25 protein-coding genes are annotated in these 24987 nt (G+C 63.1%); 14 read left to right on the top strand and 11 right to left on the bottom strand.

Annotation, left to right across the window (positions count from 1 at the left end; genetic code table 11):
- Positions 1–34: 34 nt before the first annotated feature.
- The gene (locus tag QTL95_RS00205; protein WP_289717964.1) at positions 35–1492 is read right to left on the bottom strand and encodes an NCS1 family nucleobase:cation symporter-1; all 1458 of its coding nucleotides are present in this window, start codon (positions 1490–1492) and stop codon (positions 35–37) included.
- Positions 1493–2013: 521 nt separating this feature from the next.
- On the opposite strand from QTL95_RS00205, the gene rplS reads away from it, so the two are divergent.
- Entirely contained in the window at positions 2014–2559 is a 546-nt protein-coding gene (gene rplS / locus QTL95_RS00200) for a 50S ribosomal protein L19 (RefSeq protein WP_289717963.1), read from the top strand.
- 195 nt (positions 2560–2754) lie between these two features.
- Here the strand turns inward: rplS and QTL95_RS00195 are convergent, their stop codons facing one another.
- Complete coding sequence (locus QTL95_RS00195) at positions 2755–3687, bottom strand: LysR substrate-binding domain-containing protein (RefSeq protein WP_289717962.1); 933 nt, start codon at positions 3685–3687, stop codon at positions 2755–2757.
- Positions 3688–3803: 116 nt separating this feature from the next.
- On the opposite strand from QTL95_RS00195, the gene QTL95_RS00190 reads away from it, so the two are divergent.
- From QTL95_RS00190 to QTL95_RS00145, 10 genes are all read left to right on the top strand, one after another.
- On the top strand, positions 3804–4508 hold the full coding sequence (locus QTL95_RS00190) for an SDR family oxidoreductase (protein ID WP_289717961.1): 705 nt from the start codon (positions 3804–3806) through the stop codon (positions 4506–4508).
- A gap of 360 nt (positions 4509–4868) precedes the next feature.
- The gene (locus QTL95_RS00185; RefSeq protein WP_289717960.1) at positions 4869–5666 is read left to right on the top strand and encodes a transporter substrate-binding domain-containing protein; all 798 of its coding nucleotides are present in this window, start codon (positions 4869–4871) and stop codon (positions 5664–5666) included.
- 22 nt (positions 5667–5688) lie between these two features.
- Entirely contained in the window at positions 5689–6513 is an 825-nt protein-coding gene (locus QTL95_RS00180; protein WP_289717959.1) for an amino acid ABC transporter permease, read from the top strand.
- A 254-nt stretch (positions 6514–6767) separates the two neighbouring features.
- Entirely contained in the window at positions 6768–8177 is a 1410-nt protein-coding gene (leuC, locus tag QTL95_RS00175) for a 3-isopropylmalate dehydratase large subunit (RefSeq protein WP_289717958.1), read from the top strand.
- 114 nt (positions 8178–8291) lie between these two features.
- Positions 8292–8813, top strand: a complete 522-nt coding sequence (locus tag QTL95_RS00170; RefSeq protein ID WP_289717957.1) for a SixA phosphatase family protein — start codon at positions 8292–8294, stop codon at positions 8811–8813.
- Positions 8814–8894: 81 nt separating this feature from the next.
- Entirely contained in the window at positions 8895–9806 is a 912-nt protein-coding gene (gene dapF / locus QTL95_RS00165) for a diaminopimelate epimerase (RefSeq protein WP_289717956.1), read from the top strand.
- A complete protein-coding gene (mtaB, locus tag QTL95_RS00160) occupies positions 9803–11077 on the top strand; it encodes a tRNA (N(6)-L-threonylcarbamoyladenosine(37)-C(2))-methylthiotransferase MtaB (RefSeq protein ID WP_289717955.1) in 1275 nt (424 codons plus the stop codon). Before dapF ends, mtaB begins: the two co-directional genes overlap by 4 nt.
- Before the next feature lie 15 nt (positions 11078–11092).
- Positions 11093–12682 (top strand): signal recognition particle-docking protein FtsY, encoded by a 1590-nt coding sequence (gene ftsY, locus QTL95_RS00155; RefSeq protein WP_289717954.1) that lies wholly within the window; start codon positions 11093–11095, stop codon positions 12680–12682.
- A 107-nt stretch (positions 12683–12789) separates the two neighbouring features.
- Positions 12790–13434 (top strand): septation protein A, encoded by a 645-nt coding sequence (locus tag QTL95_RS00150; RefSeq protein WP_289717953.1) that lies wholly within the window; start codon positions 12790–12792, stop codon positions 13432–13434.
- Positions 13431–14018 carry a DUF2585 domain-containing protein gene (locus tag QTL95_RS00145; RefSeq protein WP_289717952.1) on the top strand — a complete coding sequence of 196 codons (588 nt, stop codon included), beginning with the start codon at positions 13431–13433 and terminating at the stop codon, positions 14016–14018. The genes QTL95_RS00150 and QTL95_RS00145 overlap by 4 nt, the downstream gene beginning before the upstream one ends.
- A 193-nt stretch (positions 14019–14211) precedes the next feature.
- Here the strand turns inward: QTL95_RS00145 and QTL95_RS00140 are convergent, their stop codons facing one another.
- The 5 genes from QTL95_RS00140 to ccmA all read right to left on the bottom strand — a co-directional run bounded on the left by QTL95_RS00140 (position 14212) and on the right by ccmA (position 17542).
- Complete coding sequence (locus QTL95_RS00140; RefSeq protein ID WP_289717951.1) at positions 14212–14838, bottom strand: DsbE family thiol:disulfide interchange protein; 627 nt, start codon at positions 14836–14838, stop codon at positions 14212–14214.
- Positions 14835–15023, bottom strand: a complete 189-nt coding sequence (ccmD, locus tag QTL95_RS00135; RefSeq protein ID WP_289717950.1) for a heme exporter protein CcmD — start codon at positions 15021–15023, stop codon at positions 14835–14837. The genes QTL95_RS00140 and ccmD overlap by 4 nt, the downstream gene beginning before the upstream one ends.
- Before the next feature lie 4 nt (positions 15024–15027).
- The gene (locus tag QTL95_RS00130) at positions 15028–15789 is read right to left on the bottom strand and encodes a heme ABC transporter permease (protein ID WP_289717949.1); all 762 of its coding nucleotides are present in this window, start codon (positions 15787–15789) and stop codon (positions 15028–15030) included.
- 48 nt (positions 15790–15837) lie between these two features.
- Positions 15838–16497 (bottom strand): heme exporter protein CcmB, encoded by a 660-nt coding sequence (ccmB, locus tag QTL95_RS00125; protein WP_289717948.1) that lies wholly within the window; start codon positions 16495–16497, stop codon positions 15838–15840.
- 382 nt (positions 16498–16879) lie between these two features.
- Positions 16880–17542, bottom strand: coding sequence for a heme ABC exporter ATP-binding protein CcmA (gene ccmA, locus QTL95_RS00120; protein ID WP_289717947.1), 663 nt, complete (start codon positions 17540–17542; stop codon positions 16880–16882).
- Between the two features lie 256 nt (positions 17543–17798).
- Between ccmA and acnA the strand changes: the two genes are divergently transcribed.
- From acnA to QTL95_RS00105, 3 genes are all read left to right on the top strand, one after another.
- Entirely contained in the window at positions 17799–20489 is a 2691-nt protein-coding gene (gene acnA, locus QTL95_RS00115; protein WP_289717946.1) for an aconitate hydratase AcnA, read from the top strand.
- Positions 20490–20744: 255 nt separating this feature from the next.
- Positions 20745–21482, top strand: coding sequence for a DUF1223 domain-containing protein (locus QTL95_RS00110; protein ID WP_289717945.1), 738 nt, complete (start codon positions 20745–20747; stop codon positions 21480–21482).
- A gap of 360 nt (positions 21483–21842) precedes the next feature.
- Positions 21843–22241, top strand: a complete 399-nt coding sequence (locus tag QTL95_RS00105; RefSeq protein WP_289717944.1) for a DUF2794 domain-containing protein — start codon at positions 21843–21845, stop codon at positions 22239–22241.
- A 5-nt stretch (positions 22242–22246) separates the two neighbouring features.
- On the opposite strand, the gene QTL95_RS00100 is transcribed toward QTL95_RS00105, so the two are convergent.
- The 4 genes from QTL95_RS00100 to QTL95_RS00085 form a co-directional block, all read right to left on the bottom strand.
- Positions 22247–22804 carry a GNAT family N-acetyltransferase gene (locus tag QTL95_RS00100; protein ID WP_289717943.1) on the bottom strand — a complete coding sequence of 186 codons (558 nt, stop codon included), beginning with the start codon at positions 22802–22804 and terminating at the stop codon, positions 22247–22249.
- A gap of 339 nt (positions 22805–23143) precedes the next feature.
- Positions 23144–24367 (bottom strand): argininosuccinate synthase, encoded by a 1224-nt coding sequence (locus tag QTL95_RS00095; protein ID WP_289717942.1) that lies wholly within the window; start codon positions 24365–24367, stop codon positions 23144–23146.
- A gap of 118 nt (positions 24368–24485) precedes the next feature.
- Positions 24486–24734, bottom strand: coding sequence for a type II toxin-antitoxin system ParD family antitoxin (locus tag QTL95_RS00090; protein WP_289717940.1), 249 nt, complete (start codon positions 24732–24734; stop codon positions 24486–24488).
- A gap of 10 nt (positions 24735–24744) precedes the next feature.
- Positions 24745–24966, bottom strand: a complete 222-nt coding sequence (locus tag QTL95_RS00085; RefSeq protein ID WP_289717939.1) for a type II toxin-antitoxin system ParD family antitoxin — start codon at positions 24964–24966, stop codon at positions 24745–24747.
- Positions 24967–24987 lie beyond the last annotated feature (21 nt).

Genomic DNA, 24987 nt, shown 5'->3' with positions numbered 1-24987 from the left:
AGGAAAGATGCCCGGCCGAAGCCGGGCATGTCGTCTATCGCGATGCCGCGCCGACGGCCGAGCCGCGGGTGGTCATGCGCAGTAGATAGTAGACACCGCCGCCGATGCCGACGCCGAAGAACCAGCCATAGGTGCCCCACCAGTCCGGCAATACCGAGGTGAAGGTCGGCAGGATCGACGAGAACAGCGCGCCGATCGCAAAGGCGATGAAAGCGTTGACGTGCCAGCCGCTCTGGAAGCGGAATTCACCGTCTTCGCGGTAGAGTGCCGCGACGTCGAGCTCGCCTTTCCGGATCAGGTAATAGTCCACCATCATCACCCCGAAGATCGGCCCCATGGTCGAGCCGATGAAGTTGACGAAGTGGGCGGCACCCGTTTCCCAGGGGGCGAAGGGGTAAAGCACCAGCGCGATCAACGCGGCGATGTACCCGCCGCGCTTGAAGCTGATGTGGCGCGGAAAGACGTTGGAGAAGTCGAAGGCCGGCGAGACGAAGTTGGCGACGACGTTGATGCCGAGCGTCGCCACCGCGAAGGTAAGGGCCGCCAGAAGCGCCAGGAACCAGCTGTCGAACTTGGCCGAGATGGCTTCGGGGTGCAGCAGCACCTCGCCATAGACGGTAAAGGCTGCCGTGGTCGTGACGCCCGCCACGAGGCAGAAGGCGAGCAGGTTGATCGGCAGGCCCCAGAGATTGCCTCTGCGCAGCGTCTTCACGTCCTTGGCGTAGCGCGAGAAGTCGCAGAAGTTCAGGTAAAGTGCCGCGAAATAGGTGATCCAGGTGGCGGCGACGGCGGCGAGCGCCGGCACGGTGCCCGGTTCGTAGGGAATGCCGGCATCCCGGGTCTTTTCGATCAGCACGTCGCGCGGGATTTCACTGCCGAAGGAGAAGGTGCCTGCCTTGACCACGAGATAAACGGCCAAGACGAGCATCATGATCCAGACGGCGGGCCCCGCCCAATCCTGGAACTTGCGCACCGTTTCCATGCCGCGTTGGATGATCAAGAGCTGCAGCGCCCAGACGATGACGTAGCAGATCACCTCCAGCGTCGAGTGGCCGAGAAAATGGCTGTTCTGGTGGAAGGCGAGAATGCTCTCGTGGCGGATCAGCAGCGCCACGATGGCACCGGAGGCGGCAGCCGTCTGCGCGCCGTACCAGAAGCAGGCGACCACCGCGCGCACCAGCGCCGGCGCATTGGCGCCGAAGGTGCCGAACGAGGCGCGTGCCAGAACCGGGAACGGCACGCCGGTCTTGACACCGGCATTGCCGACCAGGCTCATCAGGAAAAAGATGACCAGCGAGCCGAGACCGATGGCGATGACGAAATTGACGAAGCTGCCGCACAGAAGAAAAAGGCTGGCGGCGAGATAATAGCCCCACAGGCTGTGAACGTCCGAGGTCCAGACGTTGAAGATGCTGAAGGCGCCCCACTTCCTCTCCCGAGCGGGCGCCAGATCCTCGTTGTACAACGAGGGCGACGGATTGCCAGATGTCATGTAATCCCCTCCTAGGATTGACAGGCCACAAAATGGCCATAATCCAATTTGCTCCCGGTTTGTGCATTTGACAAATATTTAATCAAATAATGCACAGCGGAACTGAGACCCCTCTGCACGTGGTATGAAGACCCCTCCCCAACCCCTCCCCACAAGGGGGAGGGGCTTGCTGGGGGCGCCCTCTTCGCCAAACTGACTTTTCTCATCAGGCGCTAGTGACATGAGATGGTATGAGCGATGACACGGGTTAGCCCCTCCCCCTTGTGGGGAGGGGTTGGGGAGGGGACTAAATGAGGGTTTCGGAGTGCCCCAATCACCACCACCCGCCAACGAATCTTCCGCTCAAGGGGTGACAAAGCCCGCGCGATAGGGTATGCGCACGCCCGGAATGGGAATCTCCCATCAACCAAGCAAAGAAAGACAGACGCATTCGCCCCTGCCTGATGAGGCATATGTCCGAGGCTCGACCAAGGATTGATCGCAGGGCGCTCTGGCTGTTGAACCAACAAAGAGGTTGAGTCATGAACATCATTCAGCAGCTTGAGGCCGAACAGGTCGCCAAGATCGAAGCCAAGCGCACGCTCCCGGAATTCTCCCCGGGTGACACCGTTCGCGTCAACGTCCGCGTGACGGAAGGTTCGCGTACCCGCGTACAGGCTTATGAAGGCGTCTGCATCGCCCGCTCCGGCGGCGGTCTGCAGGAAAACTTCACGGTCCGCAAGATCTCCTACGGCGAAGGCGTCGAGCGCGTATTCCCGATCTACTCCCCGGCTATCGAAAGCGTAGAAGTCGTTCGCCGCGGTAAGGTCCGTCGCGCCAAGCTCTACTACCTGCGCGACCGTCGCGGCAAGTCGGCTCGTATCGTTGAAGACACCGGCGTTCGCGCCCGCAAGCTCAACGACGCCGAGCGCGCCGCAATCGCCGAGGAAAAGGCACGCCTGGAAGCCGAAAAGGTTGCAGCAGCTCAGGCTCTGGCAGCCGAAAAGGCAGCCCAGGAAGCCGCTGAAAAGGCAGCCGCCGAGAAGGCCGCCGCCGAAGCCGCCGCAGCCGAGCCGGCAGCGGAATAAGCTTCGATCCGCATGGATTGACGAAAAGGCGGCCTTCGGGTCGCCTTTTTTTGTTTTGGGTGTTTGTGGGTGGGTTAAGACCCCTCCCCAACCCCTCCTCACAAGGGGGAGGGGCTTGCTGGGTGCGCCGCCTGCGACGATAGCAACCTTTCAAAAGCCGCAACGTATATTGCGAGCCTCGGGGTCAGCCACGGGTTAGCCCCTCCCACCTGTGGGGTGGGGTTGGGGAGGGGTCTTATGGTCGCTCACCGCCTCCAGCAGCCAGGCGATCGTGCGCTCCAGCGCCGGAGATTTCCGGTAGCGCGGCCAGACGAGGTAGAAGTCTTGGGGCGGACGGAAGCCTTGGGGGAGGGCCTGGAACAAGCGGTTTTCGACGATATCGCGGGCGACGAACTGGCGGGTGGCGAGGACGATGCCCTGGCCGGCGATGGCGGCATCGATCGCATGCGCCGTCGTGTTGAAGCTGATGCCGCGAAAGGAAGGTTTTTCGCGCGCCTGGCGGTCGCCGAAGTTGCGCTCGAGGAATTCGGGCCAGAAATTATGGGCGTCATGCAGCAGGGCGTGGCGCGCGAGGTCTTCCATCGACGCCAGCGGCTCGCCGGCGATGAGCGGACTGCAGACGGCGATGATCTCCTGCTCGAACATCAGCTCCGCGGCAAGGCCCGGACCGAAGGGCGGGCTGCCGTAGCGCACGGCAAGATCGACGCCGTCGTTCTGGAAGTTCGAGAGCCGGTCGGTCGCCAGGATGTGGATGTCGAGATCCGGATGGCGGGCGGTGAAATCGGAAAGCCTAGGGATCAGCCATTTCGAGGCGAAGGTCGGCGTCGTGCTGATCGTCAGGCGCACCGGTTGCGGCTTGAGATCGGCCGTCGCGCGGGCGATGAGCTCGAAGGCACGCCTGATGTCGGCAATGTAGAAGCGGCCTTCGCCCGTCAGCTCCAGCGTGCGCGGCAGCCGGTCGAACAGCCTGACGCCGAGTTCGGCTTCCAGCCCCCGCACATGCTGGGCCACCGCGCCCTGGGTGACGCCGAGCTCCTCGGCCGCCAGCCGGAAGTTCAGGTGGCGCGCGGCTGCCTCGAAGGCGCGTAGGCCGTTCAGCGACGGCAGTTTTCCGAGTTGACCGCTCATTCGATAGTTTTCCTACTGGCACACGGCAAGAGAACTGTTTCGCCTTGCCGTGGCGGAGATGATAATCTGCCGTTCCAAACCATCAGTGAATAGCATCGGCGAGAGAGGATAAAGGCGTGTCAGTAGAAAAAGTGGCAATTATCACGGCGGGCGGCAGCGGCATGGGGGCCGCGGCGGCGCGTCGGCTTGCGGCCGACGGCTTCAAGGTGTCGATCCTTTCCTCCTCGGGCAAGGGCGAGGCGCTGGCGGCCGAACTCGGCGGCATCGGCGTCACCGGCTCCAACCAGTCGAACGACGACCTGAAGCGGCTGGTCGACAAGACCACCGACAGATGGGGCCGGGTCGACGTGCTCGTCAACAGCGCCGGCCACGGCCCGCGCGCCGGCATCACCGAGATCACCGACGAGCAGTGGCATACCGGCATGGATGTCTACCTGATGAACGTCATCCGCCCTGTCAGGCTGGTGACGCCGATCATGCAGGCGCAGAAAGCCGGCGCGATCATCAACATCTCCACCGCCTGGGTGTTCGAGCCGTCGCCGATGTTTCCGACGTCCGCCGTCTTCCGCGCCGGCCTCGCCGCCTACACCAAGCTCTATGCCGATACCTTTGCCGCCGACAACATCCGCATCAACAACGTGCTCCCCGGCTGGATCGACAGCCTGCCGGCGACCGAGGAGCGTCGCGACAGCGTGCCCATGGGCCGCTACGGCACCAGCGCCGAAATCGCTGCAACCATCTCCTTCCTGGCGTCCGAGGGCGCGGGGTACATCACCGGGCAGAGCCTCAAGGTGGATGGCGGGTTGATGCGTGGGGTTTGAGGGGTATCCCTAAACCTTGCAATAAAGTCCCCTCCCCAACCCCTCCCCACAAGGGGGAGGGGCTTGCTGGGCGCGCCGCTGGTGGCAGACGCAAACTCTCAACAGCCGCAACGCCTGTTGTGATGTTGGGGAGTGCCTCGGGTTAGCCCCTCCCCCTTGTGGGGAGGGGTTGAGGAGGGGTTTTGACGGGGTTGGGGAGGGGCCGTCGACGGAGAAAACACCCCCGCGAATTTCCTTCCCCCAAACCCATGCTTTTTAAACCGCCATTCCGCATTTCCCTCATCCTCGCGCGCCGATCCCCTTGCCAGCGGCTTTACAACTATGACAGTTTCCGCGAGCGTTGTTTTGGGGAGATATTTCATGCTGTTTCGTCGCGCCGTGCTTGCCGGATTGACCGCTCTTGTCCTGTCGCCGTTGACGGCTCTTGCCGCCGAGCTTCCCGATCTCAAGGGCAAGACGGTCGTCGTCGTCACCGAGAACGCCTATCCGCCGCTGCAGTTCGTCGATCCGAAGTCGGGCAAGGCGATCGGTTGGGAATACGACGCGATGAACGAGATCGCCAAGCGGCTGAACTTCAAGGTCGAGTATCAGAACACCAGCTGGGACGCGATGATCCAGGCGGTGTCCGACAACCAGTACAATATCGGCATGACAGGGATCACCATCAAGGACGACCGCAAGGCCAAGGTGGACTTCTCCGACCCCTATATGCGCTCGCAGCAGTTCATGCTGGTGCGCGGCGACGAAAGCCGCTTTGCCGATGCCAAGACCTTCGGCGCCTTCAACGACGGCCTCGTCGGCGCGCAGCCGGGCACCTCGCCCTTCTATACCGCCGTCTACGAGATCCTCGACGGCAACGAGCAGAACCCGCGCATCAAGCTGTTCGAAACCTTTGGCGCCACCGTGCAAGCCCTCAAGGCCGGCGATGTCGACGTCGTCTTGACCGACAGCGTCGCGGCCAAAGGCTATGTCGATGCGTCGAATGGCGGGCTGAAGGTCGTCGGCGGGCCGCTCGGCACCGAGGATTTCGGCTTCATCTTTCCGAAGGGCTCCGATCTCGTCGGTCCCGTCAATGCTGCCATTGCCAGCCTCAAGGCCGACGGAACCTTCGACAAGCTGAACAAGACGTGGTTCCTCGACTACAAGATGGGTCAATGATCCCTCCGAGGAAGACCGCGTGATGGCCCCGCAGCCAAGCCCGCAGGGCCGAGAGAAGGGCGACTACCCGTGGTGGCTGGTCGCCCTTGTCGCGATCGGCCTCGTGCTCGCCGCCGTGATCATCGCCAACGACATCTATGCACAGGTGTTCCGCACCGTGTTCAACGGCGTCGGCATCACCATCTTCGTGACGCTGGTCGGCTTCGCGCTGGCGACGGCTCTCGGGCTCTGCATCGCGCTGCTGGGGCTTTCGGACAGTCTGGCGCTGCGCCAGACCGCCCGCTTCTACGTCGAGGTCGTCAGGGGCATCCCGATGCTGGTGCTATTGTTCTACGTCGCCTTCGTCGGTGCGCCGGCCTTCGTCGCCGCCTACAATTTTCTTCTGACGCCGCTCGTCAAGGCGGGGCTGGCGGAGCCTGTGCTGGTGCGCGAGTTCTCGCTGATGTGGCGGGCGATCATCGCGCTGATGATCGGCTACTCCTCCTTCATCGCCGAGGTCTTCCGGGCCGGCATCCAGTCGGTCGATCACGGACAGGTGGAGGCCGCCAAGGCGCTCGGGCTGTCGCGCTACCAGCGCTTCCGCCTGGTGATCTTTCCGCAGGCGATCAAGGTGATCTTTCCGCCGCTGTCGAACGATTTCGTGGCGATGGTGAAGGATAGCTCGCTGGTCTCGGTGCTCGGGGTGTCCGACATCACGCAGATGGGCAAGATTTACGCATCCGGCTCCTTCCGCTTCTTTGAAACCTATTCGATCGTCACCTATATCTACCTCATCCTGACGATCGGCCTGTCGCTTGGTCTGAGGCAGATCGAGAAGCGGATGCGTGGGCGCGATCAACGGCGATGACAGGCCGACGATTCAAATTGCCGAGCCGCGCAAAAATTGGTAAGTGACTGCTCATGGAATCCAAGTTCAGTTGCATTGGGGCGCATATTTTCGTGCTGCAGGATCACTACCGCCTGCCGGCACGTTTCTTTGCGACCGTTTCCGGTGCGCTCAACAGCCGACTTCGTTGATCCCTTTCTGATCGACCGACGGCCGGCGGCCCTGTCCGCCACCAAGCTCCATACCCCCTATGCATTCAGAAACGGATTATCGCCATGAGCGCACCGCGTACCCTCTACGACAAGATCTGGGACGACCACCTGGTCGATCAACAGGACGACGGCACCTGTCTTCTCTACATCGACCGCCACCTGGTCCACGAAGTCACCTCCCCGCAGGCCTTCGAAGGGCTGCGCATGACGGGCCGCAAGGTTCGCGCGCCTGAAAAGACGCTCGCGGTCGTCGACCACAACGTGCCGACCTCGCCGGATCGCCATCTCGGCATCAAGAACGAGGAAAGCCGCATCCAGGTCGAGCAACTGGCGATCAACGCGGCCGAGTTCGGCGTCGAATATTATTCGGCGAGCGACAAGCGCCAGGGCATCGTCCACATCATCGGACCGGAGCAGGGCTTCACCCTGCCGGGCATGACGATCGTCTGCGGCGACAGCCACACCTCGACGCACGGCGCCTTCGGCTCGCTGGCGCACGGCATCGGCACGTCTGAAGTGGAACACGTTCTGGCGACCCAGACGCTGATCCAGAAGAAGGCGAAGAACATGCTGGTGCAGGTCGACGGCGTGCTGCCTGAAGGCGTCACCGCCAAGGACATCGTGCTCGCCATCATCGGCGAGATCGGCACCGCCGGCGGCACCGGCTACGTCATCGAATATGCCGGCGAAGCCATTCGTGCGCTGTCGATGGAAGGCCGCATGACGATCTGCAACATGTCGATCGAAGGCGGCGCCCGCGCCGGCCTGATCGCCCCTGATGAAGTCACCTACGAATACATCAAGGGCAAGCCGCGCGCGCCGAAGGGCGAGACGCTCGACCAGGCGATTTCCTACTGGAACACGCTGAAGTCGGACGAGGGCGCGCACTACGACCGCGTCGTCACGCTCAATGCTTCCGAACTGCCGCCGATCGTCTCCTGGGGCTCCTCGCCCGAGGACGTCATCTCGGTGCAGGGCATCGTTCCGAACCCGGATGAAATCGCCGACGAGAACAAGCGTACGTCGAAGTGGCGCGCGCTCGACTACATGGGCCTGAAGCCGGGCACGAAGATCACCGACATCGCCGTCGACCGCGTCTTCATCGGCTCGTGCACCAACGGCCGCATCGAGGACCTGCGCGCTGCCGCCAAGGTTGTCGAAGGCAAGACCGTTGCCGGTACCGTCAGCGCCATGATCGTTCCGGGCTCCGGCCTGGTCAAGGAACAGGCGGAAGCCGAGGGCCTCGACAAGATCTTCAAGGCCGCCGGCTTCGACTGGCGCGAGCCTGGCTGTTCCATGTGCCTGGCCATGAACGACGACCGCCTGAAGCCGGGCGAGCGTTGCGCCTCGACCTCCAACCGCAACTTCGAAGGCCGCCAGGGCTTCAAGGGCCGCACGCATCTGGTATCGCCCGCCATGGCAGCGGCAGCGGCGATTGCCGGCCACTTCGTCGACATCCGCGAGTGGAACTGAGATTTTCCGGCCTTTCCCGGTGACGGGGGCTGGATTGCATGATTGGGAAAGGACAGGCTTGGCCTGTCCTTTTTCGTTTGTAGGCTTACACTTCGGCCTTTCACGGAGGGCACCATGACATCAGACACCACGCTCCCCCGATATCGCTTGCTTCTGCTTCGCCACGCCAAATCCGCCTGGCCCGATGGTGTAGACGATCACGACCGCCCGCTCGCCGGCCGTGGCCTGAAAGCCGCGCCGCTGATGGGGCGCTACATGGCGCGCGAGATGCTGGTTCCTGATCTTGCGCTGGTCTCGACGGCGCGGCGAACGCAGCAGACGTGGGCGCTGGTCGGGGCGGAACTGCCAGATACCCCGCACCGGGACGTGGGAGAGATCTACGAGGCATCGGTGGAGCGGCTTGCCGCCGTGCTGCGCGCGACCGATCCCGAGGTCAGGACATTGCTTGTCGTGGGGCATAATCCGGGGTTTCAGGATTTGGCGCTTTACCTTGCCGGATATGGCGATGGGCTTGACCAGTTGCGGGAGAAGTTTCCAACAGGTGCGCTTGCCGTCATCGATTTCGCCGTGGCATGGCGGGATGTGACCGCGGGCAGTGGCAGGCTGGAGCGCTTCGTGGCGCCGAGGTCGCTGTGAGGTGGTTGCGTTCGGTCCAGCCACTGGTAATTCCCGCGCATTTCCGCCATATACAGCCCAAACACACATGGACATGAGACAATGAGCGCAACGGTCGAATTCGCGAGGATGAACGGGCTTGGCAACAAGATCCTGGTTGTCGACATGCGCGGGCGCACGGACAAGGTGACGCCTGAGGCCGCGATCGCGCTCAATGCGGATGCCGAGACTGAGTTCGACCAGATCATGGCGATCCACGATCCGAAGGCCGCGGGCACCGATGCCTGGATCGATATCCTGAACTGTGACGGCACCAAGGCGCAGGCCTGCGGCAACGGCACGCGCTGCGTGGTGCAGGCGCTGTCTGCCGAAACAGGGCAGAAGGTCTTCACCTTCCAGACCGTCGCCGGCATCCTGAACGCCGCCGAGCACGAGGATGGAACGATCTCGGTCGACATGGGCAGGCCGGTGTTTCAGTGGGACAAGATCCCGCTGTCGGAAGAGTTCTTCGATACCAGCCGCATCGAGCTGCAGATCGGCCCGATCGACAATCCGGTGCTGCATTCGCCTTCGGCCATGTCGATCGGCAATCCGCATGCGATCTTCTGGGTCGACAGGGATCCGATGAGCTTCGATCTGGAGCGCTTCGGGCCGCTGCTCGAAAATCACCCGATGTTTCCCGAGAAGGCCAACATCACGCTGGCGCAGGTCACCTCAGACGCAAGCCTGCGCACCCGCACCTGGGAGCGCGGCGCAGGCCTGACGCTTGCCTGCGGTTCGGCCGCCTGTGCCGCCGGCGTCTCGGCGGCGCGCACCGGCCGCACCGGGCGCAAGGTCACGATCGACGTCGCCACCGCGCCGAGCCGGCAGCCGCTGGTCATCGAATGGCGTGAGGACGACCATGTGGTCATGACCGGTCCCGCCGAATGGGAATGGTCGGGCACCGTCGATCCCGTGACCGGCGCTTGGCAGCGCGATGAGGCGGTCGAGGCTGCGGGGGCGGAAGCCAAGTGAGCGGGGTCGAGGTCATCACCTTCGGCTGTCGTCTGAATACCTACGAATCCGAAGTGATGCGGGCCGAGGCAGAAAAGGCCGGCCTCAACAACGCCATTCTCGTCAATACCTGCGCCGTGACGGGCGAGGCCGTGCGCCAGGCGCGCCAGGCGATCCGCCGCGCCCGGCGCGACAACCCGCATGCCCGCATCATCGTCACCGGCTGCGCCGCGCAGACCGAGAAGGAGACCTTCGCCGGCATGGCCGAGGTCGATGCGGTGCTTGGCAATGAAGAGAAGCTCAAAAGTGCCAATTATCGCGCCCTGCCGGATTTCGGCGTCTCGGCGGAAGAGAAGCTGCGCGTCAACGACATCATGAGCGTCAAGGCGACAGCGCCGCAGATGGTCAAGCACATCGACGGCCACGTGCGCGCCTTCATCCAGGTGCAGAACGGCTGCGACCACCGCTGCACCTTCTGCATCATCCCCTACGGCCGCGGCAATTCACGCTCGGTGCCGATGGGATCGGTGGTCGATCAGGCGCGCAAGCTCGTCGAAAGCGGTTACCGCGAGATCGTGCTGACCGGCGTCGACGCCACCAGCTACGGCGCCGACCTGCCGGGCGAGCCGACGCTCGGGCTGCTGGCCAAGACGCTTCTGAAGCAGGTTCCCGACATCAGGCGCCTCAGGCTGTCGTCGATCGACAGCATCGAGGCGGACCGGCATCTCCTCGATCTCATCGCCGACGAAGCGCGCTTCATGCCGCATCTGCACCTGTCGCTGCAGCATGGCGACGACATGATCCTGAAGCGGATGAAGCGGCGGCATTCCAGCGCCGATGCGCTTCATTTCGTCAACGAGGTCAGAAGGCTGCGGCCGGAGATCTCGATCGGCGCCGACATGATCGCCGGTTTCCCGACGGAGACGGAAGAGATGTTCGGCAATGCCGTCAGGCTCGCCGAGGACGCGCGGATCGCCCATCTGCACGTCTTCCCCTACAGCCCGCGACCGGGAACGCCGGCGGCACGGATGCCGCAGCTCGACCGTGTGCTCGTCAAGGAGCGGGCGGCACGGCTGCGCGCCACTGGACATATGCTGCATCAGTCCCATCTCGACGAGATGGTCGGCACGCGGCAATGGCTGCTGGTGGAAAACAACGGATTGGCGCATACGGAAAACTTCACGCTTGTCGCAGCGCCGGGCTTAAGCCCCCGCGCGCTGGTCGAGGTCGACATCATCGGCCACAACGGCAAGCACCTCGACATGCAACTGACGGCCGCCTCCGCGGCCTGACCTGACGGAATTCTCATGGCGTTCAGCTTCATCAAAAAGGTCTTCACCTTCGGCCCGGACAAGACGGAAGAGCAGGCGCCGGATACGGTCGAGACCAAGGCTCCCGAGGTCGCGGTCGAGCCGGTCGCGGAGGCTCCTGCTGCCGAGGTGACGGCGCCAAGTGCGCCGGTGGACGAGTTGCCTGTTGCTGCCGATCCGGTGTTGCCGGAGGAGATGGAGACCCCGGGTGGGCCTTCGGCCGATGGCGAGGGTGCTGCCGAGGACGAGGTCTCCGAGGATTTGCCGACGGCGCTTGCGACCGATGATGTCGGGCTGGTGCCGTTGTCCTTGCTCGAGGCCGAGGCGGAGGCGGCGGATGTTGAAAAGACCCCCCCTACCCTGCCGGGCATCCCCCCCACAGGTGGGGGGATTGAGGTGGAGCATGACCTTCGCCAACCAGCTGACGACAGCGCGGATGAACCCGATGCTGACCTCGCCAAGAGCGAAGACGCTATCGAGGCGCAAGACGCCGCCGCGAGTCTCCCCCCACCTGTGGGGGAGATGCCCGGCAGGGTAGGGGGGGAAGCCACGGATGCCGACGCCTCGGATCCGACCGACTCCGACACCCCCATCCTCCCCAAAGGCTTCTCCACCGCCACCGCGGCCCCCGAACCCGTCACCATCGTGCCGCCGGCCAAGCTCAACTGGTTCCAGCGCCTGCGTGCCGGCCTCGCCCGCACCTCGTCGCAGCTGACCGGCCAGATCTCGGCGCTCTTCACCAAGCGCAAGCTCGACGACGACACGCTGCAGGATCTCGAGGACCTGTTGATCCAGGCCGATCTCGGCGTCGAGACAGCGCTGCGCGTCACCGATACGCTGGCGTCGGAACGCTACGGCAAGGATGTGTCGGGTGAGGACGTGAGCCGCATCATGGCGGCCGAGATCACCAAGGTGCTGAAGCCGGTCGCAAAGCCGCTGCAGCTCGATCTCAGCCACAAGCCGCATGTCATCCTGGTGGTCGGCGTCAACGGCACCGGCAAGACCACCACCATCGGCAAGCTGGCCGCCAAGCTTTCCGGGGCCGGGCTGAAGGTGATGGTGGCTGCCGGCGATACGTTCCGTGCGGCGGCGATCGAGCAGCTTAAGATCTGGGCGGACCGCACCAAGTCGGAGTTCATCGGCACCAAGCTTGGCGCCGATGCGGCGGGGCTTGCCTATGATGCCTTCGAGCAGGCCAAGCAGAAGAAATGCGACGTGCTGATCATCGACACAGCCGGCCGCCTGCAGAACAAGACGGAGCTGATGGCCGAGCTCGAGAAGATCGTGCGCGTGCTCGGCAAGCTCGATCCCGACGCGCCGCATACCGTGCTGCAGACGCTCGACGCGACCACGGGCCAGAACGCGCTAAGCCAGGTCGAGATCTTCCGCAACGTCGCCGGCGTCAACGGCCTGATCATGACCAAGCTCGACGGCACGGCGCGCGGCGGCATCCTCGTCGCCATCTCGGCCAAGCACAAGCTGCCGGTCTATTTCATCGGCGTCGGCGAGGGTGTGGACGATCTGGAGCCCTTCGAGGCCGAGGATTTCGCCCATGCGATCGCGGGGCTTGGAGATGCGCGGGCCTGATCGGGTTGGTGCCATTGCCGTCAATAGCGATTGATGCCACAGATATGCCCGCAACGGCGCGCAAGCGTCGCGGATAATGACTGACCAGGGAATGGATTAGGGACCTCATGACGACCGAGAGCGATATCACCCCTTCGGCGACTGACAAGCATCATCCGATGCTCAAGCTGGCGCTGGAGCTCGGGCCGCTGCTGATCTTCTTCTTCGCCAACCTGCGCGGCCCCTGGCTGGTGGAGAAATTTCCCGCTCTCGCCGCTCTCGGCGGCCCTCTCTTCGTGGCGACCGCGCTGTTCATGGCGGCAACGATCATTTCGCTTGTTATCTCCAAGGTCGTGCTCAAGCACCTGCCGATCATGCCCTTCGTCTCGGGCATCGTCGTCCTGATCTTCGGCTCGCTGTCGATCTATCTGCAGGACGAGACCTTCATCAAGATGAAGCCGACCATCATCAATTCGCTGTTCGGCTTGACGCTGCTTGGCGGGCTGCTGTTCGGCAAGTCGCTGCTCGGCTATGTCTTCAACGCCGCCTTCCAGCTTGATGCCGAAGGGTGGCGCAAGCTCACCGTCCGCTGGGGCGTGTTCTTCCTGTTCCTGGCGGTCTTGAACGAGGTTGTTTGGCGCAACTTCTCCGACGATACCTGGGTCGCCTTCAAGGTCTGGGGCACGATGCCGATCACCATCCTGTTTACGCTGGCGCAGATGCCCCTGATCGTGAAGCACACGATCGCGCCTGAGGGCGAGGCCGGCCAGTGACGGCGCTGCAGGCGACTGACAGGGCCAGGCACCAGACCTACTGGTTCATCGCCTGCCTTGGTGTGCTCATCGCGCAGATTGTCGCCGAATATCTGATGGGCCGCACGCCGATCTGCACCTGCGGCTACATCAAGCTGTGGGAGGGGACCGTCAATTCCAGCGGCAACTCGCAGCACATGTCGGACTGGTACACGCCTTCCCACATCATCCATGGCTTCCTGTTCTACGGCCTGGCGCATCTCGCGCTGCGCGGCAAGCCGATCGCGATGAAGCTGCTTCTGGCGTTGGTGATCGAATCCGGCTGGGAGCTGCTTGAGAACTCGCCCATCATCATCGACCGCTATCGCACGGCGACGATCTCGCTCGATTATTACGGCGACAGCATCCTGAACTCGGCGATGGACACGGTGTTCATGGTGCTCGGCTTCTTCTTCGCCTGGCGCGCGCCGGTCTGGCTGACGGTCGCGATCGCCGTCTTCTTCGAGATCTTCACCGGCTACATGATCCGGGACAATCTGACGCTCAACGTGCTGATGCTGATCTGGCCGCTGGAGGCGGTGAAGACTTGGCAGGGTGGGGTGTAGTGAAGGGTCTGTTGTGCCTGGTGGCCAAGTCCTCTCGCCAACCCCTCCCCTTGTGGGGAGGGACTTGCTGGGCGTACCGTCAGCAGAGACGGCAACCTCTCAACAATCGCAAGGCTTATGGTTGGTGACCGGGTGTGCGACGAGTTAGTCCCTCCCCCTTGTGGGGAGGGGTTGGGGAGGGGACTTTATTTCCCTACGACCCCGCCTTCCCCAGCGCCTTTTCCATCGCCGGATAAAGCCCTTCCTTCAGGCTGATATCGTCGAAGGGGCCGACACGCTTGTAGAGGATGGTGCCATCCGGCGCGACGAGGTAGCTTTCGGGGATGCCGTAGACGCCCCAGTCGATCGCGGCCTGACCCTTGGGGTCGACGCCGATCGCCTTGTAGGGATTGCCGAGTTCGCCGAGGAAGCCGAGCGCGTTGTCGTTCTTGTCCTTGTAGTTGATCGCGACAATATTGAGCCGGCTATCTTTTGCCAGTTCCTTGAGGATCGGATGCTCCTCGCGGCAGGGGATGCACCATGAGGCGAAAACATTGACCAGCGTCAGCTTTCCCTTGACGGCGGCGTCGGTAAGCGCCGGCAGGTTGCTGCCCTCGAGCGGCGGCAGGTTCAGCGACGGAGCCTTGGTGTTCAGCAACGCCGAGGGGATTTCGGCGATGTTCTTGCCGTGCACATCCTGGTCGTAGAGCATCTTGGCCGCGATGGCTGCGATGCCGGCGAAGACAACGAGCGGGATCAGCGCGAAGGCGTAGCGGCTCACGCCGCGTTTTTCCTGCGCTATTGCGGACGGCGCCGGCTCGGTGTTCGGCGCGCCGGTCATGGGTTGGCCTTGGGGTCGGGGTTCGACGTGCGGGCGGAGCGGCGGCGGATGCCGGAGGCTTCGAGCGCCGCCAGTTCACGGCGCCGGGCGCGGCCGTCGAGCCAGGTCCAGAGTGTCACGCCAATGGTGATCGCGCCAGCGAAGAGGTAGGAGCCGTAGACGTAGAAGGCGTAGGATTGCTGCATCGGCTCAACCCTCCCGGCTTGCCAGGCGCGCGGCGAGCCGCCGCTGGGCGGCAATCCGGCGACGCCAGATCTCGTTGCGGATAGCCATCACATGCAGCGTCAGGAACAGCATGGTGAAGGCTATCGCCATGACCAGCAGCGGCCGCAGGAATTCCGGATCGATCGCCGGCCCGTCCAGGCGGATGACGCTTGCGGACTGGTGCAGCGTGTTCCACCAATCGACGGAGAACTTGATGATCGGGATGTTGACGAAGCCGACGAGGATCAGGACGGCCGAGAGGCGGGCGGCCTTGCTCGGGTCTTCCATGGCGCGGTTGAGCGCGATCAGGCCGAGATACATCAGGAACAGGATGAAGACTGAGGTAAGCCGCGCATCCCAGACCCACCAGGTGCCCCACATCGGCTTGCCCCAGAGCGACCCGGTGACGAGCGCGATCAACGTGAAGGCGGCGCCCAAGGGCGCTGCGGCCTTGGCCGAGACATCGGCCAGCGGGTGGCGCCAGACGAGCGTGCCGATCGCCGACAGGCTCATGATCGTGTAGCCCATCATCGCCAGCCAGGCGGCCGGAACGTGGATATACATGATGCGGACGGTTTCGCCCTGCTGGTAGTCGCCCTCGGTCGTGAAGCTGAGATACAGCCCCACGATGAAACAGAGGGCGGTGATCCCGGCCATCCAGGGGATGAGGCGTTGAGCGAGCGCCAGGAACCGCGTGGGGTTGGCGAGATCGCTGAATTTGGTGATGGCAAGGCTGGTTTCGGTCATGCCGTCTCCTTTAGCGCGATCGATCGCCCCGGGCAATCAAGCCGATGATCAATCCGATGTGTTCCTGAGCGCAAGGGCTGCCGCGGCAGGCCCAATGACGGCAAAGAACAGCGTCAGCGCGATCAGGATCATGAAAGGCGGCAGAAAGGGCGAGGGGCCCTCGACGGCGGCATAAGTGGCGCTGACGCCGAAGATCAGCACCGGTATGGTGAGAGGGAGCACCAGGATCGACACCAGCAGTCCGCCGCGCGGCAGCGCGACGGCGACAGCGGCGCCGACGGCGCCGATCAGCGTGATGGCAGGCGTGCCGACGAGCAGCGTCAGCATGGTCGCGCCGATCGCCTTTTCGCTCATGTTCATGAACAGGCCGAGCAGCGGCGAGGCGATCACCAGCGGCAGGCTGGTGGCGAGCCAGTGGGCGAGGCACTTGACGAGGACGGTGAGCACCAGCGGCGTTTCCTGCATCAGCATCAGATCGAGCGCGCCATCGTCACGTTCCGCCTGGAAGAGACGGTCGAGGCCAAGCAAGGCCGCGAGCAGGGCGCCGATCCAGACGATGGCCGGGCCGATGCGGGCGAGAAGGGCGAGATCGGGGCCGACGCCGAAGGGGATGACGGCGACGACGGTGAGGAAGAAGAGCACACCGATCAGCGCGCCGCCGCCGGCGCGGATGGAGAGTTTGAGGTCGCGGAGGAGGAGGGCGGTCATGGGTGAGCCCTCTTTGGGGTGGGGTGGGTGATGGAGAAAGGTGTGCGTGTGGCCCCCTCATCTGCCTGCCGGCATCTTCTCCCCGTGGGGGAGAAGGGACTCGTGGCGGGCCGCTCGCGCCGACCTTCCCTTCGCCCCGACGGGGAGAAGGTGGCCCGAAGGGTCGGATGAGGGGGCGACGCGAGCCCGGTGGGTGCCGCTGAAGTCCCATCCCCAACCCCTCCCCACAAGGGGGAGGGGCTAACCCGGGGCGCTGTTGAACTCTTCCAATCCACCTTGGTGACGGTCGATAGGTTGCGGTCCTGCCGAGCGGTTGCCTCAAGCAAGCCCCTCCCCCTTGTGGGGAGGGGTTGGGGAGGGGTTTTCATTGCGAGCATCGCCATCATCCCCACACCCCAACACTCACCCCCGAAAACCCCGCCATCCGCAACTCCCTGGCATCGCTCAACCCCAACGGCTGATGCGTCGCCGCAATCACGATGCCGCCCGCAGCACGGTGCGCCTCGATCAACCCGGCGAAGAGCTGGTCGGCGCTGGCGTCGAGTGCGGCGGTCGGTTCATCCAGGATCCAGACCGGGCGGTGGGAGACGAGCAGCTTGGCGAAGGCGAAGCGGCGTTGTTGGCCGGCGGAGAGGTAGCCGAAGGGGAGAAGGGTGATGCCGGAGAGGCCCACGGCATCGGCGGCGTCTTCGATCGACATGCCGGTGCCGCCCCCAGCGTCGCCAAGATGGCTGTCGCCGAGGTAGCGGCGCCAGAAGGCGAGGTTTTCCTCCACCGTCAGCTCGCTCTTCATGGCGTTGCGGTGGCCGAGGTAGTGGCTGATCTCGGGGAGCCGGATATCGGTGCCGCCGTTCGCGTTCGTGACGGTGATCGTCCCCGTCTCCTGGCGCAGCAGGCCTGCCAGCACGCGCAGAAGGGTCGACTTTCCGGATCCGTTTTTGCCAGTCAAAACCAAGGCTTCGCCCGAAGTCAGGCCAAAGGAGACGCCTTCGAAAATCAGCTCTTCGCCCCTGCGGGCAGCGAGATCGGAGGCTTGGAGATGCATGGGGGTTCCGGGGTTCACGTTTTCAGTCATGCGATGCAAAAAAATCAGAAATGGTTGGTCCCTCTCTGGCAGCTTTTGCTGAAGTTATCTATATGTGGATTACCACGCCAGCGGTCGGCGTGAATTTCATCCTAGCGCCGAACATGAGGTCTGACTTCATGTGCGGACCGCGGAAATGGCCGTACCCGCATCCTGATGTGCCTTTAGTGCATAGGCGTCCGCACAATTGTGTTCGCGATCAGAAACGGGGTCTCTCGTGTCTAAATCACTTGATAGCTTCCACTGTCGTTCCGTCCTTACCGTCGATGGTAAGGACTATGTCTATTTCAGCCTGCCGAAGGCCGAAGCAAACGGCCTGCCCGGCGTTTCCAAGCTTCCCTATTCGATGAAGGTTCTGCTCGAGAACCTGCTGCGCTTCGAGGACGGCCAGTCCGTGACCAAGGAGCATATCCTTGGCGTCGCCGAGTGGCTGAACAACAAGGGCACGGTCGAAAACGAAATCGCCTATCGCCCGGCGCGCGTTCTGATGCAGGACTTCACCGGCGTTCCCGCCGTCGTCGACCTTGCCGCCATGCGCGACGCGATGGTGTCGCTCGGCGGCGATCCGGAAAAGATCAACCCGCTGGTGCCCGTCGATCTCGTCATCGACCACTCCGTCATCGTCGACGAATTCGGCACGCCGCAGGCCTTTTCCCGGAACGTCGAGCTCGAATATCAGCGCAACGGCGAGCGCTACCGCTTCCTGAAGTGGGGCCAGCAGGCCTTCCAGAATTTCCGCGTCGTGCCTCCAGGCACCGGCATCTGTCACCAGGTCAACCTCGAATATCTCGGCCAGACCGTCTGGACGAAGGAAGAGGACGGCGAGACGATTGCCTATCCGGATACCTGTGTCGGCACGGACAGCCACACGACGATGATCAACGGTCTCGGCGTTCTCGGCTGGGGTGTGGGCGGTATCGAGGCGGAAGCGGCCATGCTCGGCCAGCCGGTGTCGATGTTGCTTCCCGAGGTCATCGGCTTCAAGCTGACGGGCAAGCTCAAGGAAGGCGTCACGGCGACCGACCTCGTGCTGATGGTCGTGCAGATGCTGCGCAAGAAGGGCGTGGTGTCGAAGTTCGTCGAATTCTTCGGCCCCGGCATGGACAACATGCCGCTCGCCGACCGCGCGACGATCGGCAACATGGGCCCGGAATACGGCGCCACCTGCGGCTTCTTCCCCGTCGATGGCGAGACCATCAACTACCTCACCATGTCCGGCCGCTCGCATGACCGCATCGCGCTGGTCGAAGCCTATTCGAAGGCTCAAGGGATGTGGCGCGAGGGCGATGGTTCGGACCTCGTCTTCACCGATACGCTGGAACTCGATCTCGGCGACGTCGTGCCCGCCATGGCCGGCCCGAAGCGTCCCGAAGGCCGTATCCCGCTGGAAAACATCGCGTCCGGTTTCGCCGGCTCGATGGATGCCGACTACAAGAAGCCTGGCCAGCTCTCCAACCGTTATGCGGTGGAGGGTACGGATTTCGATCTCGGCCATGGCGACGTGGCGATCGCAGCCATCACCTCCTGCACCAACACGTCCAACCCGTCGGTGCTGATCGCCGCCGGCCTTCTTGCCCGCAACGCCGTTGCCAAGGGCCTGAAGACCAAGCCGTGGGTGAAGACCTCGCTGGCGCCGGGAAGCCAAGTGGTCGGCGAGTATCTGGCGAAATCCGGCCTGCAGGCCGATCTCGACACGCTCGGCTTCAACCTCGTCGGCTTCGGCTGCACGACCTGTATCGGCAACTCCGGCCCACTGCCGGCGCCGATCTCGAAGACGATCAACGACAAGGGGCTGATCGTGTCGGGCGTTCTCTCCGGCAACCGCAACTTCGAAGGCCGTATCTCGCCTGATGTCCAGGCGAACTACCTGGCCTCGCCGCCGCTCGTCGTCGCCTATGCGCTGGCCGGTACGGTGCAGAAGGATCTCACCAAGGAGCCGATCGGAGAGGACCAGAGCGGCAACCCCGTCTACCTCAAGGACATCTGGCCGACCTCGCACGAAGTGCAGGAGTTCATCCAGAAATACGTCACCCGCGAACTTTACGAGACGAAGTATGCCGACGTCTTCAAGGGGGATGCGAACTGGCAGGCCGTGCAGGTGCCTCCGGGCCAGACCTATGCCTGGGACGACGACTCGACCTATGTGCAGAACCCGCCCTACTTCGTCGGCATGGGCAAGACCGGCTCCGGCGTTTCCGACATCAAGGGCGCCCGCGTCCTCGGCCTCTTCGGCGACAAGATCACCACCGACCACATTTCCCCGGCCGGTTCGATCAAGGCGGCTTCGCCGGCCGGCGCCTACCTCCTGGAGCACAACGTCGGCGTCGCCGACTTCAACCAATACGGCACGCGTCGCGGCAATCACGAGGTGATGATGCGCGGCACCTTCGCCAATATCCGCATCCGCAACCACATGCTCGGCCCGAACGGCAAGGAAGGTGGCTACACCATCCACTATCCGTCGAAGGAAGAGGAGTCGATCTACGACGCGGCCATGCAGTACAAGGCCGAGGGCGTGCCGCTCGTCATCTTCGCCGGTGTCGAATATGGCAACGGCTCGTCGCGCGACTGGGCGGCGAAGGGCACCAACCTGCTTGGCGTCAAGGCGGTCATCGCGCAAAGCTTCGAGCGCATCCATCGCTCGAACCTCGTCGGCATGGGCGTCATCCCCTTCGTCTTCGAGGAGGGCACGACCTGGGCATCGCTCGGGCTAAAGGGCGACGAGACCGTCACGATCGAGGGGCTCGAGAACATCAAGCCCCGCGAGAAGAAGATCGCCAGGATCACCTATGGCGACGGAACCGTGAAGGACGTTCCGCTGTTGTCGCGCGTCGATACGCTCGACGAGGTCATCTACCTCAACAACGGCGGCATCCTGCAGACGGTGCTGCGCGACCTTGCTGCCTGATTGGCAACTGGGCCGCCTGATTTTTAACGCTCTTTGCTAATAATGAGCCGCCGGAAAGCGATTTCCGGCGGTTCTTTTATTGGGAGACGACGATTCCGGTCGCGCTCACGACGATGTGTTTCGACCCCAGGCTGCGCGCCGGTCGTCTCACCCGTTCGTGACTTTGCGTTTGAACCGGGAAAGTTTATCTCTACGGGCATAAATCGGAACCCGTGGCGCGACTGGCCGCGGGTGCTGAAGGGAAGGTGCAGGTCGATGTTGCCGCGGATGTTGATTTCTCTGGTTGCTGCTGTGGTTTCCGCAGGCCCGCTTTCGGCCGCGGATGCGCCGAAGGGCGTCGTCGAACTCTTCACCGCGCAGGGTTGCGCGTCCTGCCCGCCGGCCGATGCCGCCTTCCGCAAGCTGGTCGAGGACGGCAAGGTCATCGCGCTTGCCTATCATGTCGACTACTGGAACTATCTAGGCTGGGCGGATACGCTGAGTTCCAAGGAAAATACGGAGCGCCAGTATGGCTATGCCCGAACCATGGGCCGTGCCAACGTCTATACGCCGCAGGTCGTCGTCAACGGTCGCGATCATGTGGCGGGAGCGGATCTCGGCGCCATCGACAGGAAGGTCGACGACTACGCGTCCGAGGGCAAGGGGCTGCAGATTCCGATCAGCGCCCAGATGAACGGCGATGAACTCGAGATCAAGATCGGCGCCGGCCAGGGCAAGGCGAGCGTCGTCATGGTCTATTTCAACCGCGAGAAAACCATCGACGTCGAAAAGGGCGAAAACAGCGGCAAGAAGATCGCCTATCTCAACAGTGTTTCCGACGTGGAAACCGTGGGCATGTGGGACGGCAAGGAAGCCAGCCTTAAACTGCCGGCGAGCGTCATGCAGAAGCCGGATCTCGAGGGCTGCGCGATCCTGTTGCAATCTTCCACCACTGACGGAAATCCGGCGGCGATCCTCGGTGCGACCGTTGTGATGGCGGGGAAGAGCATCTAAGGAGCTTCATCTGCTTGCGCAGGTGGAAACGGGGCGGCCCGGCTAATCGTATTCGGGGCTGGGGTTAAGGTCGATACGGTCAGCCGGGCCCTTTGGCGCGCTGGCGCCAAACTTTGACATGTCTCCACGGGTCGATTCGACGTTAGAGAGCATGCATAAATTTCGAGCGCTGACAGCCCCGAAGGAGGCCGCAGCGCTTCGTGACGGAATTTCTCTTGTAAATGAGGCGCTGTTTTGACTGAATTGCGGCGCACGCGAGATTGCACAGCTATGCTTAACGCCGGTGATCGCACCTTGCAATTTACGAGGGCTCGGGCAAACTGTCATCCTGCTGTCATGAGCGGAGGCCCTTGAAGACTGATGACCGATGAACCGGATTTGCGGCACGGCAATAGCCGCACCGCCGAAAACAATTCCTCCGTCGTGGATCTCAAGGAATACAGACAGAACAAGGACCCGCTTCCGGTCACGTTCCACCGGCGCGAACTCGACGCGATCCTGTGGATCTATGGCCGCATGGTGGGCGAGGGCGAGTGGCGGGACTATGCGATCGACCACATGAAGGACAAGGCGGTGTTTTCCGTCTTCAAGCGCTCCGGCGAGATGCCGCTCTTCCGCATCGAGAAGAATCCGAAGCTCGCCGCCAAGCAGGGCGCTTTCTCGGTCACCAACACGCACGGCGTCATCCTCAAGCGCGGACATGAGCTGCCGCAGGTGCTCAAGGTCTTCAATAAGACGCTGAAGCTGGTCGAGAAGTAGAGCGCTTATTCCGAAAACAGCGTGTCGGGGTAGACGGACGGATCGGGATGGGTCGCGTTGCCGTCTCCCAGTGGCCGCTGCATCAGCATGGTGTCCAGCCAGCGGCCGAACTTGTAGCCGGTGCCCTTGAGCAGGCCGGTCTCCGAAAACCCCGAACTCCTGTGAACCGCGATCGACGCCGGATGCGCGCCACCGATGACGGCGATCATCTGCCGGAAGCCGAGCGCCGTGCAGCGGGCGATGAGCTCGTTCAGCAGCAGCTTGCCAATACCGCGCCCGCGTGCTTCCGGCGCGAGATAAATCGAATCCTCGACCATGAAGCGATAGGCCGGCCGGGTGCGGAAGGCGGAGGCATAGGCATAGCCGATGAGCGCGCCATTCTCGTCGACAGCCGCGATATAAGGATAACCCTTTTCGACGATGGCTTCGAAACGACTTTCCATCGTGGCGCGGTCCGGCGGCGTGATCTCGTAGCTGGCGGTGCCGTTCAACACGGATTCGCGATAGATGGCGGTGATGGCGTCTAGGTCTGCGGGCGTGGCATCGCGGAGAGATACGGGCATTCGGCGGCCGGTGTCTGGAGGGCTGATATGTGTGAAAAGCATCCCGGATGTCGGTTGGCAAGAGGAAAGGGGGCACGATGAAGGTTGTAAGCGATGCGGGTGGTCCACTGGGGACGAGCCCGAGGATGACGCCAAAAATGAGAAAATGTTTTTGTTTCAATACCTTATTGGTGGGCGCTTCATGCTCCAACGTCATCCTCGGCCTTGTGCCGAGGATCTGAGCATGCCTCCAAGAGTTCAACGCCAGTGGACACCGGGCGCCCGCGCGCAAAACAAGCACCCAAATATAGAAAAGCCCGCACGAGGCGGGCCTTTCGAAACCAAACCAGCAAATACCGCTTACTTCGAGAAATTGCGCTTGCCGAGCGTGCGCAGGCGCAGCGCGTTGAGCTTGATGAAGCCGGCGGCGTCCTTCTGGTCGTAGGCGCCCTGGTCGTCCTCGAAGGTGACCAGCTTGTCGGAGTAGAGCGACTTGTCGCTCTCGCGGCCGATGACCATGACGTTGCCCTTGTAGAGCTTCAGCGTCACTTCGCCCTCGACATGCTCCTGGCTCTTGTCGATCAGCGCCTGCAGCATCTCGCGTTCCGGCGAGAACCAGAAGCCGTAATAGATGAGCTCCGCATAGCGCGGCATGATCTCGTCCTTGAGGTGGGCGGCACCGCGGTCGAGCGTGATGCTTTCGATCGCGCGGTGCGCGGACAGCAGGATCGTACCGCCGGGGGTCTCGTAGACGCCGCGCGACTTCATGCCGACATAGCGGTTCTCGACGAGGTCGAGACGGCCGATGCCGTTGTCGCGGCCATAGGTGTTGAGCGCGGCCAAGAGCGTCGCCGGGCTCATCCGCACGCCGTTGATCGAGACGGCGTCACCCTTCTCGAAGCCGACCTTGATTGTTGTGGCCTTGTCGGGTGCGGCTTCCGGCGAGATGGTGCGCATGTGCACGTATTCGGGCGCCTCGACGGCCGGATCTTCCAGAACCTTGCCCTCGGAAGAGGAGTGCAGCAGGTTGGCGTCGACGGAGAACGGCGCTTCGCCCTTCTTGTCCTTGGCGACGGGGATCTGGTGGGCTTCGGCGAAAGCGAGAAGGTCGGTACGTGACTTGAACGACCAGTCGCGCCAGGGAGCGATGATCTTGATATCGGGGTTCAAGGCATAGGCCGAGAGCTCGAAGCGAACCTGGTCATTGCCCTTGCCGGTGGCGCCGTGTGCGATCGCGTCGGCGCCGGTCTTCCTGGCGATGTCGATCAGGTGCTTGGAGATCAGCGGACGGGCAATCGAGGTGCCGAGCAGGTAGACGCCTTCATAGACGGCATTGGCGCGGAACATCGGGAAGACGAAATCGCGCACGAATTCCTCGCGCACGTCCTCGATGTAGATCTCCTTGATCCCCAGCATCTCGGCCTTCTTGCGCGCCGGCTCGAGCTCTTCGCCCTGTCCGAGATCGGCGGTGAAGGTGACGACTTCGGCATTGAGCTCCGTCTGCAGCCACTTCAGGATGATCGAGGTGTCGAGACCGCCGGAATAGGCGAGGACGACTTTCTTTACGTCTTTGTGCGATGCCATGATGATGAGATCCGTTGTGCCAGGAGGGTCGCGGCCAGCCGCAAGACCCGGTATCGCCGGGCACTTTTAGCGAGATTGACGCCGGACGCAAGGGCAAGGGCGTCGAGAAACCGGGTCGCTAGAGGTGCTTTCGGCGTTCCGCCCGTTTTCGCTTGAGAAACGCGTCGAAGTCGAACTCGACCGGCTCTCCCGACCGCTCGCCCTCCATGATCGCTGCTTCGATCGCATCACGCTCGGCTTTGTGCTGCAGCACCCGCAATGCCGCATCGACGACTTCGTCGACGGAGCCGTAGCTGCCGTCCCGCAGCTTTGCGTCGATAAACTCTTCCATCTGCGCGTCGAGGCGAATGGTTTCCAACCTGCCCACGCTGGAGCTCCTAGCGGACATATTTGCGATGCATCTCCTTCAGGAACTCCTCGCCATCAAACTCTTGCTGCTCGCCTGACTCTTCGCCTTCGATGATGGCCGCCCGGATCGCCTCGATCTCGGCCTGATCGCGCAGACGCTGTGGGCCCGCATCGATGGCTCCATCGCCGAGCTGCTCTTCGATGAAATCTTCCGTGCGGTCATCGATCGTTACCGACATGATCTTGGCCATCTAGGGTCCCGCGATCCGCTT

This window comes from Rhizobium sp. S152, from assembly GCF_030380735.1.
Classification (GTDB): Bacteria; Pseudomonadota; Alphaproteobacteria; order Rhizobiales; family Rhizobiaceae; genus Rhizobium.
The sequence above is the reverse complement of the archived record's forward strand: the minus strand, read 5'-3'. Positions and strand labels throughout refer to the sequence as shown.

Bases quoted from the DNA above. Each gene is read 5' to 3' on its own strand.
- QTL95_RS00205 (WP_289717964.1), bottom strand. From the start codon at position 1,492: ATGACATCTGGCAATCCGTCGCCCTCGTTGTACAACGAGGATCTGGCG.
- rplS (WP_289717963.1), top strand. From the start codon at position 2,014: ATGAACATCATTCAGCAGCTTGAGGCCGAACAGGTCGCCAAGATCGAA.
- QTL95_RS00195 (WP_289717962.1), bottom strand. From the start codon at position 3,687: ATGAGCGGTCAACTCGGAAAACTGCCGTCGCTGAACGGCCTACGCGCC.
- QTL95_RS00185 (WP_289717960.1), top strand. From the start codon at position 4,869: ATGCTGTTTCGTCGCGCCGTGCTTGCCGGATTGACCGCTCTTGTCCTG.
- QTL95_RS00180 (WP_289717959.1), top strand. From the start codon at position 5,689: ATGGCCCCGCAGCCAAGCCCGCAGGGCCGAGAGAAGGGCGACTACCCG.
- leuC (WP_289717958.1), top strand. From the start codon at position 6,768: ATGAGCGCACCGCGTACCCTCTACGACAAGATCTGGGACGACCACCTG.
- QTL95_RS00170 (WP_289717957.1), top strand. From the start codon at position 8,292: ATGACATCAGACACCACGCTCCCCCGATATCGCTTGCTTCTGCTTCGC.
- dapF (WP_289717956.1), top strand. From the start codon at position 8,895: ATGAGCGCAACGGTCGAATTCGCGAGGATGAACGGGCTTGGCAACAAG.
- ftsY (WP_289717954.1), top strand. From the start codon at position 11,093: ATGGCGTTCAGCTTCATCAAAAAGGTCTTCACCTTCGGCCCGGACAAG.
- QTL95_RS00150 (WP_289717953.1), top strand. From the start codon at position 12,790: ATGACGACCGAGAGCGATATCACCCCTTCGGCGACTGACAAGCATCAT.
- QTL95_RS00140 (WP_289717951.1), bottom strand. From the start codon at position 14,838: ATGACCGGCGCGCCGAACACCGAGCCGGCGCCGTCCGCAATAGCGCAG.
- ccmD (WP_289717950.1), bottom strand. From the start codon at position 15,023: ATGCAGCAATCCTACGCCTTCTACGTCTACGGCTCCTACCTCTTCGCT.
- QTL95_RS00130 (WP_289717949.1), bottom strand. From the start codon at position 15,789: ATGACCGAAACCAGCCTTGCCATCACCAAATTCAGCGATCTCGCCAAC.
- ccmB (WP_289717948.1), bottom strand. From the start codon at position 16,497: ATGACCGCCCTCCTCCTCCGCGACCTCAAACTCTCCATCCGCGCCGGC.
- ccmA (WP_289717947.1), bottom strand. From the start codon at position 17,542: ATGCATCTCCAAGCCTCCGATCTCGCTGCCCGCAGGGGCGAAGAGCTG.
- QTL95_RS00110 (WP_289717945.1), top strand. From the start codon at position 20,745: ATGTTGCCGCGGATGTTGATTTCTCTGGTTGCTGCTGTGGTTTCCGCA.
- QTL95_RS00105 (WP_289717944.1), top strand. From the start codon at position 21,843: ATGACCGATGAACCGGATTTGCGGCACGGCAATAGCCGCACCGCCGAA.
- QTL95_RS00100 (WP_289717943.1), bottom strand. From the start codon at position 22,804: ATGCCCGTATCTCTCCGCGATGCCACGCCCGCAGACCTAGACGCCATC.
- QTL95_RS00095 (WP_289717942.1), bottom strand. From the start codon at position 24,367: ATGGCATCGCACAAAGACGTAAAGAAAGTCGTCCTCGCCTATTCCGGC.
- QTL95_RS00085 (WP_289717939.1), bottom strand. From the start codon at position 24,966: ATGGCCAAGATCATGTCGGTAACGATCGATGACCGCACGGAAGATTTC.